The following is a 15,787-nucleotide window of genomic DNA, read 5'->3' on the forward strand; positions in this document are numbered from 1 at the left end:
GGGACGATGGGGCGAGAAGAGCAGCGACCTGGCAGCGCACGGGTTGTGGTGCGCTCGGACACCGCTGCGGTGCGCCGCACCGTGCTGCCGAGCGGGTTGCGCGTGGTCACCGAGCAGGTGCCCGGTTCGCGGTCGGCCGGTGCGGGCCTGTGGGTCGACGTCGGTTCCCGGGACGAGACGCGCCCGCAGGCCGGCGCGGCGCACTACCTGGAGCACCTGCTGTTCAAGGGCACCGAGCGGCGTTCCGCGGCCGGGATCGCCGCCGAGGTGGACGTGGTCGGCGGTGAGCTCAACGCGTTCACCGCCAAGGAGCACACCTGCTTCTACGCGCAGGTGCTCGACGAGGACCTGCCGATGGCGGTCGACGTGCTCTGCGACGTCGTGTTCGCCGCCCGCAACACCGCGCGGGACGTGGAGCTGGAGCGCCGCGTGGTGTTCGAGGAGATGGCCATGCGCGACGACGACCCGGAGGACGCGCTCGGCGAGCTGTTCACCGAGTCGCTGTTCGGCGGCCACCCGCTCGGGCGCTCCGTGCTGGGCACGGAGGAGTCGGTGCAGGGCATGAGCCGCGCGCGGGTGCACGGCTTCTACCGGCGCCACTACCGGCCGGAGCGGATGGTGCTGTCCGCGGCGGGCAACGTCGACCACGAGCGGCTGGTCCGGCAGGTGCGGCAGGCCCTGGGCGAGCGCTTCCCGGCGGGGCAGGTCCCGCGGCCGCTGCGGACCGGTGGCGGCAGGTTCCCGCGGCAGCGCCCGCTGGTCCTGCAGCCCTCGGACACGGAGCAGGCCCACGTGCTCGTCGGCTGCCGCGGCCTCGACCGCTACGACGAGCGGCGCTACGCCCTCGGCGTGCTCAACGCCGCGCTCGGCGGCGGCATGAGCTCGCGGCTGTTCCAGCAGGTGCGGGAGCGCCGCGGCCTGGCCTACGCGGTGCACTCGGACAGCACCGCGTTCTCCGACAGCGGGATGTTCTCGGTGTACGCGGGGTGCGCGCCGGACCGCCTCGGCGAGGTGTGCGCCCTCGTCCGCGAGGTGCTCGGTACGGTCGCCCGGGAAGGGCTGTCCGAGGAGGAGGTCCGCCGCGGTCGCGGGCAGCTGCGCGGCGCGCTCGTGCTCGGCCTGGAGGACACCGCCGCGCGGATGGTGCGCGTCGGCAAGCGCGAGCTCAACCACGGGCAGCACGAGAGCGTGGAACGCGCGCTGGAGCGCATCGACGCGGTCACCGCCGAGCAGGTCGCCGCACTCGCCGGGGAGCTGCTCACCCGTCCGCTGGCGACGGCGGTCGTCGGTCCGTACGAGCGGGAGGCCGACCTGCCGGACGGGGCGGTGGGGCCGGCGCGGGGCGGTCGCCGCGGTGCGCGGCGGCAGGGCGCGGGAACAGCGCAGGCAGGACGGGTCAGCAAAGGAGACGTGACGTGAATTCCCCCCTCAAGGTCGGCGTGCTGGGTGCCCGCGGGCGCATGGGGTCGGAAGCGGTCCGGGCCGTGGGCGAGGCGCCCGACGCGGAGCTCGTCGCCGCGATCAACCGCGAGGACCCGCTGTCCGGACTGGTCGACGCGGGCGCGCAGGTGGCCGTGGAACTGACCCGCCCCGAGTCGGTGCTGGAGAACGTGCGCTTCTGCGTCGACAACGGCATCCACGTCGTCGTCGGCACGAGCGGGCTCGGCCCGGACGAGCTGGAGGCGGTCCGCGGCGTGCTCGGCGAGAACCCCCGGGTGGGTGTGATCGTCGCGCCGAACTTCGCCATCGGTGCGGTGCTGTCCATGCGCTTCGCCGAGATCGCGGCGCGCTACTTCGAGTCGGCCGAGATCGTCGAGCTGCACCACCCGAACAAGGTGGACGCGCCGTCCGGCACGGCCACCCGCACGGCGCGCCAGGTGGCGCAGGCGCGCGCCGAGGCGGGCGTGGGGCCGGCCCCGGACGCGACGAGCAGCCAGCTGGACGGCGCCCGCGGCGCCGAGGTGGACGGGGTTCCGGTGCACGCGGTGCGCATGGCCGGGCTCGTGGCGCACCAGGAGGTGCTGTTCGGCACGGACGGCGAGACGCTGACCATCCGGCACGACTCCTACGACCGGCGCTCCTTCATGCCCGGCGTGCTGCTGGCCGTGCGCGAGATCGGGCAGCGCCCGGGGCTCACGGTCGGCCTGGACGCCCTCATGGGGCTGTGAGCGGGGGATGCGCGTGAGTGAGCAGCAGGTGGGGCAGCGCCGGTGGTGGACGCCGCGGACGGCGGCTTTCGTCGCCGCGTTCGCCCTGGTCGTGTACCTCGTGCTCATGGGTGAGCGGGCGTTCGTGCTCATCACCAGCGGGCGCTGGGCGTTCGCCCTGTTCGGGGTGGGCGTGCTCGTGCTGCCGCTGATCGGTGCGCTGCTCGTGTACGACCAGCTGCGCTTCGGCGTGCGCACCGAGCGGCTCGCACGGCGGTTGGACGCGGAGGACGCGCTGCCGGACGTCTCCCACCTGCCCCGCCGCCCGTCCGGCCGCGTCGAGCGCGAGGCCGCCGACGCGTGGTTCGAGCAGAAGCAGTCAGAGCTGGAGCAGGACCCGCAGGACTGGCGCCGGTGGTACGCGCTGGCCGAGGCCTACGACCTGGCCGGTGACCGCAACCGCGGCCGGCGGGCGATGCGGCGCGCGATCGGGCTGGAGCGCGGCTCGTCCGAGCGGTGAAGTGGCGCGGCCCTCCGGGACGTGCGCCGCTCGGGGTGGTCGCGGAGCGCGGTGCCCGCGGGGCGCGCGTCCTCACGCCGCCGAGCCGTGCACCAGGGCGGGGGCGGCGGTGAGCACCCCGAACCGGACCAGGCGGCCGGTGAACCCGGTGACGAGGAACAGCGCCAGGGACACGCGCGCCCAGCCGGCGACCGCCGCGGTCGCGGCGAACGGCGGGACGCTGGCCGCCGCGCTGGCCAGCAGCACCCCGCCGCTCCAGGCCGGGCGCTGCCGGCAGGTGTCCCGGAACCGCTCGAGCAGCGCGGCCGCGCGCGTCCGCGCCCGCCGCCGGGGGAAGCGGCCGGTGCGGCGCAGCAGCCCCGGCAGGCGCACGGCGCCGCGGGCGGCCCCGTAGTGCAGCGTCTTGCCCGCGATCTGCCCGACAGCGATGACCAGCGCCAGCGCCCACCACGGCACGTCCGCACCGCCGAAGAGCACCCCGAGCGCGAAGATCTCGACGCTGATCAGGGGGAACACGGCGGAGACGACCGCGACGCCGAGGGCGGCGCCGAGCAGCCCGAGCACCGCGGCCACCGCACCCTCCTCACCTCGCGCCGCAGCGCCGAGCCCGCCGGGCGCGGCGCGCGGACCGCGTTCAGCACGCGCCGCCGCTGCGGCGGCGAGCACACCGCGGTGCTCACTGGCCGGGCAGGTCGAACAGGTCCTGCGCCGCCCCGACGGCGTCGATGTCGGCGGTGCCCGATGCCGCGGGGTTCCCCTCCCGCAGCGGGACGTCCCACCCGCCGGACAGGCGCATCTCCCGGACGATCTGGCCGTCGGCCTCCAACGTACGCACGGTACCGTCCGGCGCCCAGCCGAGGCGGCGGAAGAAGAACATCGACGCCGAGTCGGACTCGGCCGTCCACGTGATGCCGCGGGTGATCCCCTCCTGCCGCAGCACCTCGCCCGCGCGCGCGACGAGGCGCCCGCCGTGCCCCCGCCGGCCCCAGCGGGGTTCGACCAGCAGTGCGCTGAGCAGGGCCACCGCGGAGGCGTCCGCGGCCGGCGTGCCGTCGGCCGCGGCGGACTCCGACTCGGGGGCGGTGCCGGCGGCGCAGAACCCGACGGCCCACGGCCCTTCGGTGGCGAGGAGCACGTGGGCGGGCCCGTCGGCGATCGTCTCCGCCCAGTGCTGCGCGACCTCCTCCTCGTCGAGGCGTTCCCACGCGGTGGCGGGCAGCAGCTCGGCGTAGGCGGTGCGCCACGTCGACAGCTGGATGCGGGCGATCTCGGCGGCGTCCGCGGTCGTGGCGGTACGCACCTCGGCATCTGCCATGTGGTGAACCTAACGCGGACGGCCTCCCCGCGTCACCGCCCGGTCACCCCGGGTGCACCGCGGGGTGTCGGTGGACGGTGGCACGATCTGCGGCGTGCAGACGATGAACACCGGCACCGCGCGCCGCACCGCGCTCGCCGCGCAGGGGTTCGCCGATCGCCGCCCGTCCGGCTCGGTGGACCGGCGGCACCTGCGCCGGGTGCTGTCGCGGATCAAGCTCATCCAGCTCGACTCGGTCAACGTGGCCGTGCGCGCGCACTACATGCCGCTGTTCAGCAGGCTCGGGGCGTTCCCCGGTGAGCTGGTGGACGGGGCGGCCTGGGCGCACTCCGCGCGCCGCCCGCGGCTGCTGGTGGAGTACTGGGCGCACGAAGCCTCCCTGGTGCCGGTGGAGGACTGGCCGCTGCTGCGGTGGCGGATGCGGGAAGCCGGCGGGGCCTGGCGCACCCGCCTGGCGGAGGTCGCCGATCGCGAGCCGCAGCTGGTCGACGACGTGCTCGCCGCGGTCAAGGAGCGCGGGCCGGTCGGGGCGGGCGAGATCGAACGCGAGCTGGCCGGGCAGCAGCGGCCCCGGCGCGGCACCTGGTGGGACCGCAGCGACACGAAACAGGCCTGCGAGCTGCTCTTCGCCCGCGGGGAGCTGACAGCGGCCACCCGCACCGGCCGGGGTGCGGGCGAGGCCGCGGGTTCGGCGGGCGGGTTCGAGCGCAAGTACGACCTGCCCGAGCGGGTGCTGCCGCCGGAGGTGCTCACCCGCGAGGTCGCCGAGGGCGAGGCGGTGCGTGCGCTCGTCGACCGCGCCGGGCAGGCGCTCGGCGTCGGCACCGAGACCGACCTGCGCGACTACTACCGGCTGCACCCGGAGCAGTCGCGCCGCGCCGTGGCCGAGCTCGTCGAGTCCGGGCGGTTGGAACCCGTGGCGGTGCGGGGGTGGCGCAACCGCGCCTACCGGCACACCACCGCGCGCGCCCCGCGGGCGATCACCGGCCGCGCCCTGCTCGCGCCGTTCGACCCGGTGGTGTGGGAACGCGCGCGCACCGAGCGGCTGTTCGGCTTCCGCTACCGCATCGAGATCTACGTGCCCGCCGACCGGCGCGAGTACGGCTATTACGTCTTCCCGTTCCTGCTCGACGGCGAGCTGGTGGCCCGCGTGGACCTCAAGGCCGACCGCCGAGCCGGCGCGCTGCGGGTGCCGGCGGCCTTCGCCGAACCCGAGCGGCGGTGCGCCCGCGTGGCCGGTGAGCTCGCCGCCGAGCTCCGCGCCATGGCCGACTGGCTCGGGCTGGAGCGCGTCGCGGTCGGCGGGCGCGGGGACCTCGCCGGTCCGCTGGCCCGCGAGCTGCGGGATGCGGTGCAGTGATCCGCCCAACTGCGCCAGAGCACCCACCCGCAGCGGGCAGAACGACTCGACACCGTCCCGACCAACAGACCGCGGATCGGCGGTCGGGTGCTTGGCCGCAGCGGTCCGCCGGGTAAGCGGCGCAACCGCTTCCTCCCTCGCACGCAGACCGACCCGCCGGAGGTTCCCCACCCGACCCGCGGCGCCAGCCGATCCGCGGACTCCCCGACGCTCACAGCGCCGAGGTGAGCACGACGTCGCCCGTCCCCGTCCGCCCGTACACGTGCAGCTCCGGGGTCGTGGCGGGCGGTTGGTCGCGCACGTCGAGGTCGCTGCGCGCCGAACCGGCGCTGGAGGTCAGGTCGACCTCGGCACTGCGCCCGCGGCGCAGGGCCACCTGGATCTCCCCCGATCCGGTGATCAGCTCGAGCTCCCCGGCGGCGGCGTCGGTGACGCTGAGGTCGCCGCTGCCGGAGCGCACGAGCACGTCGGCGCCGACCTCGCCCAGCCACACGTCCGCGCTGCCGGTGACCACCGAGGACGCGGCGAGCACGCCCGCGATCTCCACGTCGCCGCTGCCGCTGCGCGCGTGCACCCCGCCCTTCATCAACCCGAGGCGGAGCTGGCCGGAACCGGTGCGCACCGTGGCGCGTTCGGTGGAGCCGGCCAGCGAGACCGCGCCGCCGCCGGACTGCACCTGGGCGCGCACGGCGGTGCCGGTCACGGTGACGTCGCCGGAGCCGGCCTGCACGGACAGCTCGGAGTGCGCCGGGGCCCGCACCCGCACGGCCACGGGAACGTTGCGCAGCGGGGCGCCGCTGGGGGTGCGCACGACCAGCCGGTTGCCGGTGAGCTCGACGCGGGTGTTGCGCACCGCTTCGGTCGCCGGTTCGCGCTCGCGACCGCGGTCGGGGTCCCGGCCGGTGCGCGCGCCCGCCTCGCCGAACTGCTCGGTGACCCAGTTGAGCAGGCCCGCGAGGCCGCCGCGCCAGTCGGGCGCGTCCGCGTCGGGATCGTGCCGCACCTCGACCTGGGTGACCGCGGTGTCGGTGAGCTCGACGGTGACGGGACCGTGGTTGTCGCCGATGTCGAGGGTCAGCGGCTGCGGCGTGTCGAAGTCGAGGCTGCGGACCAGGCCGGGGGACTCGCCGGCGTCGTCCGCGCGCGCCCCCGCGTCCTGCGGTTCGTCCGGGCCGGTGGGGTCTTCGTCGGTCATGGCCGTGTCCTTCCGTCTTCCCGGGGTTTCCGCCGTCCCGGCGTCAGTTCTCCACCCAGCCGTGGATGCGGGAACCCGCGCCGTCGGAGCCCTCGTTCCACCAGGTGCGGTCGGTGTGCGGGGCCCGCGCGGGGCGGCGGCCGGGACGGTGGTGGTCCCACGGGCCGCGGGGGCGGCCGCCGTGCAGCGCCTCCTGGACCGCCTGGGCGACCCACGCGTTCAGCGAGACGCCCTGGCCTGCGGCGGCCTGCTCGGCCTGCGACTTGATCTCGTCGAGCAGCCGCAGCGTGATCCGGCTGACGTCGCCGCCGTCGGCGCTGGGCGGCGGTGGCGGCGGTTCGCCGGGTCCGTCCTCCTCGGCCGGTACCGCTCCGCTGACGACGACGCGCACGTCGCGGCCGTCGAGGCGCAGCTCCACCACCGGACCGTCGAGCTGGGTGGTGATCTCGGCGGCGAGGTCGGACAGCGCGTTCATGATCGCCAGGCGCGCCGCGGGCTCGAGGCTCGCGGACAGCGCGGCGGCCGCGTGGCGCGTGTGGTCGTCACCGGCCGAGGCGGCCGAGCTGAGGTCCTCGCGCAGCTGGTTGATGTACGGGCTGAGGTCCATGACATCACTATGACGCTGCTCGTGACACCGCACAATCCCGCGGCGGCGTCACCGGACCGGCGCGGGCGGTCCTCGGCAACCGCGGCGGTGCCCGCCGCACGAGCAGCGGCGCGCGGTGGGGACCGGCGGTGCGCCGCGGGGTCTCCGCCCGCGGCGGTTACCCTCGACGAGGACGAAGGGGAGTCGACGCGCCTGCTCCTCGGGGGCGGCGCGGCGCCGTTGCGCCGCGCATCCCCGGCAGCCGCAGCGAAGGAAAGGGGTCCGCCCGCCGTGACCGAAATCGTGCCGCCGAAAGTGCAGCTCATCGGCAAGACCGAGTTCTTCCCGCCGGAGGACGTGGACTGGTCGACCGATGCCGACGGCGGACAGGCCCTCGCGGAGTTCGCGGGCCGGGCGTGCTACCAGTCGTGGCACAAGCCCAACCCCGCCACCGCGACCAACGCCGGGTACCTGCAGCACATCCTCGAAGTGGGGCACCTGTCCGTGCTGGAGCACGGCACGGCCACGTTCTACCTCACCGGCATGTCGCGTTCGCTGACCCACGAGCTCATCCGGCACCGCCACTTCTCCTTCTCGCAGCTGTCCCAGCGGTACGTCCCGGAGCGGGACGCGGCGATGGTGGAGCCGGACGTGATCGCCGAGGACCCGGAACTGCACGCCAAGTTCGAGGCGGCCACCCAGGCCAGCGTGGACGCGTACACCGATCTGCTGCGGGCGCTCAACGAGAAGTTCGCCGACGAGCCCAAGGCCACGTTGCGGCGCAAGCAGGCCCGGCAGGCCGCGCGGTCGGTGCTGCCGAACGCGACCGAGACCCGCATCGTCGTCAGCGGCAACTACCGCGCCTGGCGGCACTTCGTCGCGATGCGGGCCACCGAGCACGCCGACGTGGAGATCCGCGCGCTGGCCGTGGAGTGCCTGCGGCAGCTGCAGAAGGTCGCGGGCAACGTGTTCGGCGACTTCGAGATCACCGCGCTCGCCGACGGCAGCGAGGTGGCCTCCAGCCCCTACGTCAACGAGGGCTGACGCCGGTCGCGGCGGTGCCGTTGCCGGGGCGCTGACCGCGGTGGCCGGTGCGCCGTTCCTCGAGGAGCCTCGCGCGTGCAGCGGGGCGGAGGAGCCGCGTGCGGGGCTGACCGCATCGGGCTGCGCCGGTCCCCGACACGCCGGGTGGCGCCGGTGCGCTGCTGGTGGGGGCGGCAGCGGTGATCACCTGCGGCGTCCCGGTGGTGGTGCTGGCTACAGTGGTCCCATGGGTGTGGCCAGTGACGAACGTCGACAGCTCTGCGATCTCCTCGAACAGGTCGGGCCGGAGGCACCGACCCTGTGCGAGGGCTGGGCCACCAGGGACCTCGCCGTTCACCTGGTGGTGCGGGAACGGCGTCCGGACGCGATGGCCGGACGCGTGGTCAAGGCGCTGGCCGAGCGGGGCCAGCGGGTGGAGCGCGAGCTCCACGACCTGCCGTGGCACGACCTCGTCGACCGGGTGCGCGGGGGAGCTCCGAAGTGGCACCCGTTCGCCGTCGGCGCGGTCGACGAAGCGGTGAACTCCGCCGAGTTCTTCGTGCACCACGAGGACGTGCGGCGGGCCCGGGAGGGGTGGCTGCCGCGCGCGAGCGACCCCGAGCGGGAGGAGGTGCTGTGGAAGGCGCTCGGCCGCGTCGCCCGCGTCTTCTACGGGCGCAGCCCGGTCGGTGTGGTGCTGCGGCGGCCCGACGGCACGGAGATCGCCGCCAGGCAGGGCCCGCGCACCGTGCGGCTGCTCGGTGAGCCGGGCGAACTGCTGCTGCGCGCGTTCGGGCGCAAGCAGGCGCAGGTGGAGTTCGAGGGGAACGAGGCGGACATCGCCGCCGTCGAGGACCTGCGGCGCAGCTTCTGAGCGCCCCGCCGGCGGATGCGGGCGTGTGCCCGCTTCCGGGTGGTGTCCGCTTCCGGGGCGCGGTCGTCGCGGTACGGCCACCGGGACGCCGGTGCCGCGCCCCGGCCCGCCCCGCGGGTGCCGCGCGGAAACCTGCCGGACGAGGACGGTTGCGCCGCAAGAGAATCCGCGGTCGGGGCCGCTCGCCCGCGGAGTTTCCGGTGCCCCCGGGCAGCGGCCCCGGATCGGTCGACGCGGGTTGAGACGGGCGCGCTGACCTGCGGCCCGACCAGGTAGCGTCAGGAGTTATGACCGACAGCTCCACTACCACTCCGAGTGCGACCGCGGGGCGGCCGTTCGGTCGCGTGCTGACCGCGATGGTGACCCCGTTCGACCAGGACGGAAAGCTCGACGTTCCGGCTGCCCAGGAGCTCGCCACCTACCTCGTGGACCGGCTCGGCAACGACGGGCTCATCGTCAACGGCACCACCGGGGAAAGCCCGACCACCTCCGACGAGGAGAAGGAGCGCCTCGTGCGCGCCGTGGTCGAGGCGGTCGGTGACCGGGCGTCCGTCGTCGCCGGCGCGGGGACGAACGACACCGCGCATTCGGTGGCTCTGGCCAAGTCCGCCGCGAACGCCGGCGCGCACGGGCTGCTCGTGGTGACCCCGTACTACTCGCGTCCGCCGCAGGAAGGGCTGTACCAGCACTTCTGCGAGGTCGCCGACGCGACCGACCTGCCGGTGATGCTCTACGACATCCCGCCGCGCTCGGTGGTGCCGATCCAGGTGGACACGCTCAAGCGCCTCGGTGAGCACCCGCGCATCGTCGCGGTCAAGGACTCCAAGCACGACCTGCTCGCCGGCAGCGAGGTCATGGCCAACACGGACATCGTCTACTACTCCGGTGAGGACCCGCTGAACCTGCCGTGGCTGTCGGTCGGTGCGGTCGGCGTGGTCAGCGTGATCGGTCATGTCGTGGCGGACCGGCTGCGCACGTTGATCGACTTCCACGAGGCGGGCGACGTGGCCGGGGCGCGCCAGGTGCACAACGGCCTGCTGCCGGTGTACCGCTCGATGAGCGTGGCCGGCGGCGTGCTGTTCGCCAAGACCGCGCTGCGGTCCTGCGGAGTGGAGACGGGGCAGCCGCGGTTGCCGATCCCGGTGGCGACCGACGACCAGGTTCGCCTGATCACGAGCGACCTGTGGGAAGCTGGTCTCGTACTGGTGAATCCGGACACGGCGGCAGAGGGGACCCAGCGGTGAGCGAGAAGTCCACGGAGAGCGGCCAAACCGCGGCCGTGTCGAAGTCGGCGTCCGCGCCGGGCCCGCTGACCAGCGGGGGGCTGCGCGTGGTGGCGCTCGGCGGGATCGGCGAGGTCGGCAGGAACATGACGGTCTTCGAGCACGAGGGCCGCCTGCTGATCGTCGACTGCGGTGTGCTGTTCCCGGAGGACGACGCACCGGGCGTGGACCTCATCCTGCCCGACTTCGGGTTCGTCGAGGAGCGCCTCGACGACGTGGAGGCGATCGTGCTCACCCACGGGCACGAGGACCACATCGGCGCCCTGCCGTTCCTGCTGCGGCTGCGCCCGGACATGCCGATCGTGGGCTCGAAGTTCACGCTGGCCCTGGTGGAGGCCAAGTGCGCCGAGCACCGGCTCGACCCGGTGCTCGTCGAGGTCGCCGAGGGGCAGCGCGCGCAGCGCGGGGCGTTCGACCTCGAGTTCTTCGCGGTCAACCACTCCATTCCGGACGCGCTCGCGTTGGCGATCCGCACGCCCGCCGGGACGGTGCTGCACACCGGCGACATCAAGCTCGACCAGCTGCCGCTGGACGGCCGGCTGACCGATCTGGCGGGTTTCTCCCGCATCGGTGACGAGGGCGTGGACCTGTTCCTCGTCGACTCGACCAACGCCGAGGTGCCCGGCGTGGTGACCCCCGAGCGGGAGATCGGCCCGGTGCTCGACGGGGTCATCGGCAAGGCGCAGCAGCGCGTCATCGTCGCGTGCTTCTCCAGCCACGTGCACCGCGTGCAGCAGATCCTCGACGTGGCCGCGGCCCACGGCCGCCGCGTGTGCCTGGTGGGCCGGTCGATGATGCGCAACATGAACATCGCCGCGGAGCTGGGGCTGCTGCACGTGCCCAAGGGGCTGCTGGTGGACCTCGACGAGGCCATGGACATGCCCGAGCAGGAGGTCGTGTTCGTCTCCACCGGTTCGCAGGGCGAACCGCTCTCGGCGCTGTCCCGCATGGCACGCGGCGAGCACAAGCAGATCAGCATCCGGTCCGGGGACACGGTGGTGCTGGCCAGCTCGCTCATCCCCGGCAACGAGACCGCGGTGTTCGCCGTCGTCAACGGGCTCGTGCGGCTCGGGGCGCAGGTGGTGCACCAGGGCGGTGCGAAGGTGCACGTGTCGGGGCACGCCTCGGCAGGCGAGCTGCTGTACCTGTACAACGCGGTGCGCCCGGGCAACGTCATGCCGGTGCACGGCGAGTGGCGGCACCTGCGGGCCAACGCCGAGCTCGCCGAGCTCACCGGCGTCGGCAGCGAGCAGGTGCACATCGCCGAGAACGGCGTGGTCCTCGACCTGGTCGACGGCACCGCCGGCATCGCCGGGCGGGTCGAGGTCGGCCACGTCTACGTCGACGGGCTCTCCGTCGGCGACGTGGGCGAGTCCACCCTGTCCGACCGGCTCATCCTCGGCGAGGGCGGGTTCATCTCGATCACGGTCGCGGTGGAGTCGGGCACCGGTCGCGCGGTGTCCTCGCCGACGATCGCGGGCCGCGGGTTCTCGGACGACCCGAAGGCCCTGGACGAGGTCGTGCCGATGGTGGAGATGGAGCTGGCGCGCACCGAGGCCGAGGGAATCACCGACACGCACCGCATCGCCCAGGCGGTGCGCCGGGTGGTCGGCCGCTGGGTCGCCGAGACCTACCGCCGCCGCCCGATGATCGTGCCGAACGTGCTGCCCGTGCACGAGTGACACCTCGCCCGCCTCGCGGTGGCCCGCCGCTCCTGGGCGCGAGGTCCGGGCGCCAGGCGGTCGTGCTCACGGATGGTTCAGCGCACCGAGGGCGCGCCGCAAGCGGTCGAGCGCCTCGCTGATCCACGGCAGCGCGCACGGGTCGTCGCTGCGCAACGCCTGCCAGCGCTGCTCGGTCGTGCTGCCGTAGAGCAGGCTCGTGGCCGCGCGGAAGCGCAGCGCTCGGTCGGTGTCGCCGAACTCCTCGCCTGCGAGCACGCCGATGCCGTGCTCGGTGAGCAGGTGATCGGCCAGGTCCCGTCCCGTGCTGACCCCCCGTGCGGCCAGCGCCGGGCGCAGCGGTTCCAGGTCCGGGTAGAGGTAGAAGGCGGCGCGCGGGGAGCGGCAGTGCGCCCCGGCCTCGAGGAAGAGGCCGTGGACCCGGTCGACGACGCGTCGGTGGAGCGCCCGGGAGGCGGCGACGTGCTCGGTGATCTCGGGCGGTTCCCCGAGAACCCACGCAGCCACTTCCTGCATCGGGGCGGCCAGGCCGGACCACACCTCGCTGGCGAGCCCGACGAGGTCGTCGCGCGCGCCCTCCATGTGACCGGTGCGGGGAATGCGGGCGAAGCCGATGCGGTAGCCGCCGAGCGCCGTGCTCTTGCTCAGGCCGCTGGTGACGATGGTGCGTTCGGGCAACATCCACGCTGGGTCGGGGAAGTCCGGTGCGTCGGAGAGGTCCCGGTAGATCTCGTCCGCGAGGACGGTCAGCCGGTGGCGCGCGGCGACGTCGCAGACGCGGGCCACCAGCGTCCGCTCGGCTACCACGCCGGTGGGGTTGTCCGGGATGGTGAGCACGAGGCAACCGGGCGCGTTCCCCTCCCGCTCGGCGGCGCGGAGGACCTCGTCGAGCCGCTCGGGGTCGGGGACGCCGCCGCTGCCCTCGGCGACGGGCACGTCGAGCACGTTTTTGCCGGCCAGTGCGGACTGCGCCGCGTAGCTCACCCAGGAGGGGCGCGGCAGCGCGACGTCACCGGGAAGAACGGACAGCAGGCCGAACAGGAGGGCTTTGCTGCCGGGGGCGAGCATCACCTCGTCCGGTTCGGTGGGCAGGCCGCGGCGGGCGAAGTACCCGGCTGCAGCCGTGCGGGCGGTCACCGAGCCGGCTACGGGCCCGTAGGCGTTGTGGCCGGACGCCCCGGCGAGTCGAGCGGCCACGTCGGGGTGCACGGGCAGTCCGGCTTCGCCGAAGCCCAGGTGCAGGACGTCCTCTCCCGCTTCCCTGCGGGCGCGGAGCCGTTCATCGAGGGCGAGCGTCGCCGAGTGCCGTACCACCGTGCACCTCCCGCGCGTCTCGTTCGCGCCGAGCGTTGCACAATCTTATTTGCGTTTCAATAAATAAAAGCAACTACGGTTGCGTCAACGCTCCTCTTCGTAGGCGCCGAAGGTCTCCAGCAACTGCTCGTCCTCCAGCAGCTCGGAGCGGCTGCTGGTGCCCAGTTCGATGGCCGTGGCCGTGGCCAGGGCTTGCACGACGGAGGTGAACCCGGTGAGCGAGCGGAAGAGCGTGACCCCTTCGCATTCGACGAGGAGTACGTCGTCGGCGACCGCGGCCAGCGGTGAGGCCGCGTCGTCGGTCAGCGCCACCGTGTGCAGGCCCCGCTGGCTCGCCACCTCGAAAGCGCGCACCGTATCGGCGGTGTAGCGGCGGATCGAGGCGGCCAGGAACAGTTCCCCGGCGGCCAGATCGCGCACTTCGTCCACGAGGCCCCCGAGCGCCGGTGTCACGAGGTGCACGTCGCGCCGCACCATGTGCAGCAGGTAGCTCGCCAGTTGGGCCACCGAACGGCATTTGCGCAGTCCCATCACGTGCACCCGCGGAGCCTGCGCCAACCGCGCGACGATCCGCTCCCACTCCGCGGGGTCGATGCGGGAGAAGGTGCGGGTGAGGTTGTCCCGGTCGTGCTCGACGACGGCGGTCAGCAGCTCCTCGGCGGAGGTGTGCCGGCTGGCCTGTTCGAACCGGGTGACGAGGTGGGCCTGCTCGGTGAGCCGGTCGCGGCAGAGCTGGACGAGGTCGGGGTATCCGGCCAATCCGAGGGAGTTGGCGAAGCGCACGAGCGAGGACTGGTGCACCTCGGCGGCGCGCGCGGTCTCGCTGATGCTGCGGAAGGCCGTGCTCTCCGGCTCGGTCAGCAGCACGCGGGCGATGCGCTGCTGCCCGGGGGCGAGGGAGCTCATCCGGGTTTGCAGGGCCTCGCGCAGTTCCGTGTAGTTCCGCGGGGCGGTCACGACGACCTCCAGGGCTGTGCGCGCTGATCGTTCCAGCCTCGCACAGCGGTCGCGGGCGGCCGCGCCGCGCTTCCTCCCGGCGGGCGCAACCGAATCAGAGCGACGCATCTATTGTTGCACAACTCACGATTAAGGCAATCTGCATTGCATGCCTGAGACGACTTCCCCCGACGCGCCGCCGGGCGAAGCCCGGCTCGCGCGGGTCATGGGGCCGAAACTGCTGCTGCTGTTCGTCGTGGGCGACATCCTCGGCGCGAGCATCTACTCGCTGACCGGGAAGGTCGCCGGCCTCGTCGGAGGCGCCCTGTGGGTGCCGTTCGTCGTGGCCTTCGTCGTGGCGTTCCTGACCGCGTTCAGCTACTTGGAACTCGTCGGCAAGTACCCGCGAGCCGCGGGGGCTGCGCTGTACACGCACAAGGCCTTCGGCGTGCACCTGCTCACCTTCCTCGTGGCCTTCGCCGTGATGTGCTCCGGGATCACCTCGGCGGCCTCGGCCGCCGACGCGTTCAGCGGCGACTACCTGCAGGAGTTCATCAGCGCACCGGAAACGCTGGTTTCCTGCGCCTTCCTCGCGCTGCTGGCGTGGGTGAACTACCGCGGCGCGAACGTCTCCGTGAAGCTCAACGTGCTGCTCACCTGCGTGGAGATCACCGGTTTGCTGATCGTCGTCGCCCTCGGTCTCGGCGCGATCGCGCAAGGAGCGGGCGAACCGCACCGGCTCGTCGAGTTCAACGGCGAGGCCGGGGCGTTCTTCGGGGTCACCTCGGCCACCGCACTGGCCTTCTTCTCCCTGGTCGGCTTCGAGGACTCGGTGAACATGGTCGAGGAGACGCACGATCCCGTGCGCACCTTTCCCCGCGCCGTCCTGCTCGGCATCGCCGTGTGCACCGGCGTCTACGTGCTCGTCGCCACCACCTCCGCGGTGCTCGTGCCCACCTCGGTGCTCGACGGCTCGACCGCGCCCCTGCTCGAAGTCGTGCGCGCGAGCGCGCCGTGGTTCCCGCTGCTGGCGTTCGCCGCGATTGCCCTGATCTCGGTCGTCAACTCCGCGCTGATCAACATGATGATGGCCAGCCGACTGCTCTACGGGATGGCGCGCGAGCACCTCGTCCCCCGCCAGTTCGGGCTCGTGCACCGGCAGCGCCGCACGCCGTGGGTGGCGATCCTGTTCACCAGCCTGCTCGGCGTCGGACTCGTCGCGGCGTTGGACATTTCCGTGCTCGGCGGGACCACCTCGTTGTTGCTGCTGATCGTGTTCACCGTGGTCAACGTCGCGGTGCTCGTGCTGCGCCGAGACCCGGCGGAGCACGAGCATTTCCGCGCCCCCACGGCCGTGCCCGTGCTCGGTGCGGTGTGCTGCGCGTTCTTCGCGAGCCCGTTCACCGGCCGCGACACCACCGAGTACGTCGTCGCCGGTGTGCTGCTCGGTTCGGGGCTGGTGCTCTGGGTGGTCAACAACCTCGTGCTGCGGTGGTGGTCCTCCGCGCGCCCGGCCGAGCCCGCCGCCCCGGAGCGGATGCCCTGAGCCGGG

At 73.6% G+C, this 15,787-nt stretch carries 15 protein-coding genes; 9 read left to right on the plus strand and 6 right to left on the minus strand.

All coding sequences use genetic code 11. The annotated features are described in order from the left end of the window. Nucleotides 1-6 precede the first annotated feature (6 nt). The 3 genes from ACYVJE_RS17695 (at nt 7) to ACYVJE_RS17705 (ending at nt 2,667) form a co-directional block, all read left to right on the plus strand. Nucleotides 7-1,419, plus strand: coding sequence for a M16 family metallopeptidase (locus ACYVJE_RS17695; protein WP_461145323.1), 1,413 nt, complete (start codon nt 7-9; stop codon nt 1,417-1,419). Beyond that, on the plus strand, nt 1,416-2,168 hold the full coding sequence (gene dapB / locus ACYVJE_RS17700; RefSeq protein WP_459156815.1) for a 4-hydroxy-tetrahydrodipicolinate reductase: 753 nt from the start codon (nt 1,416-1,418) through the stop codon (nt 2,166-2,168). Before ACYVJE_RS17695 ends, dapB begins: the two co-directional genes overlap by 4 nt. Nucleotides 2,169-2,274: 106 nt before the next feature. After that, complete coding sequence (locus ACYVJE_RS17705) at nt 2,275-2,667, plus strand: hypothetical protein (RefSeq protein WP_461145371.1); 393 nt, start codon at nt 2,275-2,277, stop codon at nt 2,665-2,667. 72 nt (nt 2,668-2,739) lie between these two features. Here ACYVJE_RS17705 and ACYVJE_RS17710 read toward each other — a convergent pair whose 3' ends face one another. Next, entirely contained in the window at nt 2,740-3,240 is a 501-nt protein-coding gene (locus tag ACYVJE_RS17710) for a hypothetical protein (protein WP_459156814.1), read from the minus strand. Between the two features lie 103 nt (nt 3,241-3,343). Continuing rightward, complete coding sequence (locus ACYVJE_RS17715; RefSeq protein WP_459156813.1) at nt 3,344-3,982, minus strand: GNAT family N-acetyltransferase; 639 nt, start codon at nt 3,980-3,982, stop codon at nt 3,344-3,346. A gap of 94 nt (nt 3,983-4,076) precedes the next feature. On the opposite strand from ACYVJE_RS17715, the gene ACYVJE_RS17720 reads away from it, so the two are divergent. After that, nucleotides 4,077-5,342: a winged helix-turn-helix domain-containing protein gene (locus tag ACYVJE_RS17720; protein WP_461145324.1), complete on the plus strand. Its 1,266-nt coding sequence runs from the start codon at nt 4,077-4,079 to the stop codon at nt 5,340-5,342. A gap of 211 nt (nt 5,343-5,553) precedes the next feature. Here ACYVJE_RS17720 and ACYVJE_RS17725 read toward each other — a convergent pair whose 3' ends face one another. Together ACYVJE_RS17725 and ACYVJE_RS17730 are read right to left on the minus strand one after the other, a co-directional pair. Then, a complete protein-coding gene (locus tag ACYVJE_RS17725) occupies nt 5,554-6,537 on the minus strand; it encodes a DUF4097 family beta strand repeat-containing protein (protein ID WP_461145325.1) in 984 nt (327 codons plus the stop codon). 43 nt (nt 6,538-6,580) lie between these two features. Next, nucleotides 6,581-7,144: a YlcI/YnfO family protein gene (locus ACYVJE_RS17730; protein WP_461145326.1), complete on the minus strand. Its 564-nt coding sequence runs from the start codon at nt 7,142-7,144 to the stop codon at nt 6,581-6,583. Nucleotides 7,145-7,414: 270 nt separating this feature from the next. Between ACYVJE_RS17730 and thyX the strand changes: the two genes are divergently transcribed. From thyX to ACYVJE_RS17750, 4 genes are all read left to right on the plus strand, one after another. Further along, nucleotides 7,415-8,167 (plus strand): FAD-dependent thymidylate synthase, encoded by a 753-nt coding sequence (gene thyX, locus ACYVJE_RS17735; protein WP_459156810.1) that lies wholly within the window; start codon nt 7,415-7,417, stop codon nt 8,165-8,167. A 226-nt stretch (nt 8,168-8,393) separates the two neighbouring features. Continuing rightward, nucleotides 8,394-9,020, plus strand: coding sequence for a TIGR03085 family metal-binding protein (locus ACYVJE_RS17740; protein ID WP_459156809.1), 627 nt, complete (start codon nt 8,394-8,396; stop codon nt 9,018-9,020). A 287-nt stretch (nt 9,021-9,307) separates the two neighbouring features. Further along, entirely contained in the window at nt 9,308-10,264 is a 957-nt protein-coding gene (gene dapA / locus ACYVJE_RS17745) for a 4-hydroxy-tetrahydrodipicolinate synthase (RefSeq protein WP_461145327.1), read from the plus strand. 35 nt (nt 10,265-10,299) lie between these two features. Then, nucleotides 10,300-11,985 carry a ribonuclease J gene (locus ACYVJE_RS17750; RefSeq protein WP_461145372.1) on the plus strand — a complete coding sequence of 562 codons (1,686 nt, stop codon included), beginning with the start codon at nt 10,300-10,302 and terminating at the stop codon, nt 11,983-11,985. 66 nt (nt 11,986-12,051) lie between these two features. Here ACYVJE_RS17750 and ACYVJE_RS17755 read toward each other — a convergent pair whose 3' ends face one another. Continuing rightward, nucleotides 12,052-13,299, minus strand: coding sequence for a pyridoxal phosphate-dependent aminotransferase (locus tag ACYVJE_RS17755; protein ID WP_461145328.1), 1,248 nt, complete (start codon nt 13,297-13,299; stop codon nt 12,052-12,054). Nucleotides 13,300-13,383: 84 nt separating this feature from the next. Then, the gene (locus tag ACYVJE_RS17760; RefSeq protein ID WP_461145329.1) at nt 13,384-14,256 is read right to left on the minus strand and encodes a MurR/RpiR family transcriptional regulator; all 873 of its coding nucleotides are present in this window, start codon (nt 14,254-14,256) and stop codon (nt 13,384-13,386) included. Nucleotides 14,257-14,404: 148 nt separating this feature from the next. Here ACYVJE_RS17760 and ACYVJE_RS17765 point away from each other — a divergent pair, with 148 nt between their 5' ends. Beyond that, nucleotides 14,405-15,781, plus strand: coding sequence for an APC family permease (locus tag ACYVJE_RS17765; protein ID WP_461145330.1), 1,377 nt, complete (start codon nt 14,405-14,407; stop codon nt 15,779-15,781). The last annotated feature ends 6 nt before the right edge of the window (nt 15,782-15,787 follow it).

The sequence above is a fragment of the Salinifilum aidingensis genome (assembly GCF_054782015.1).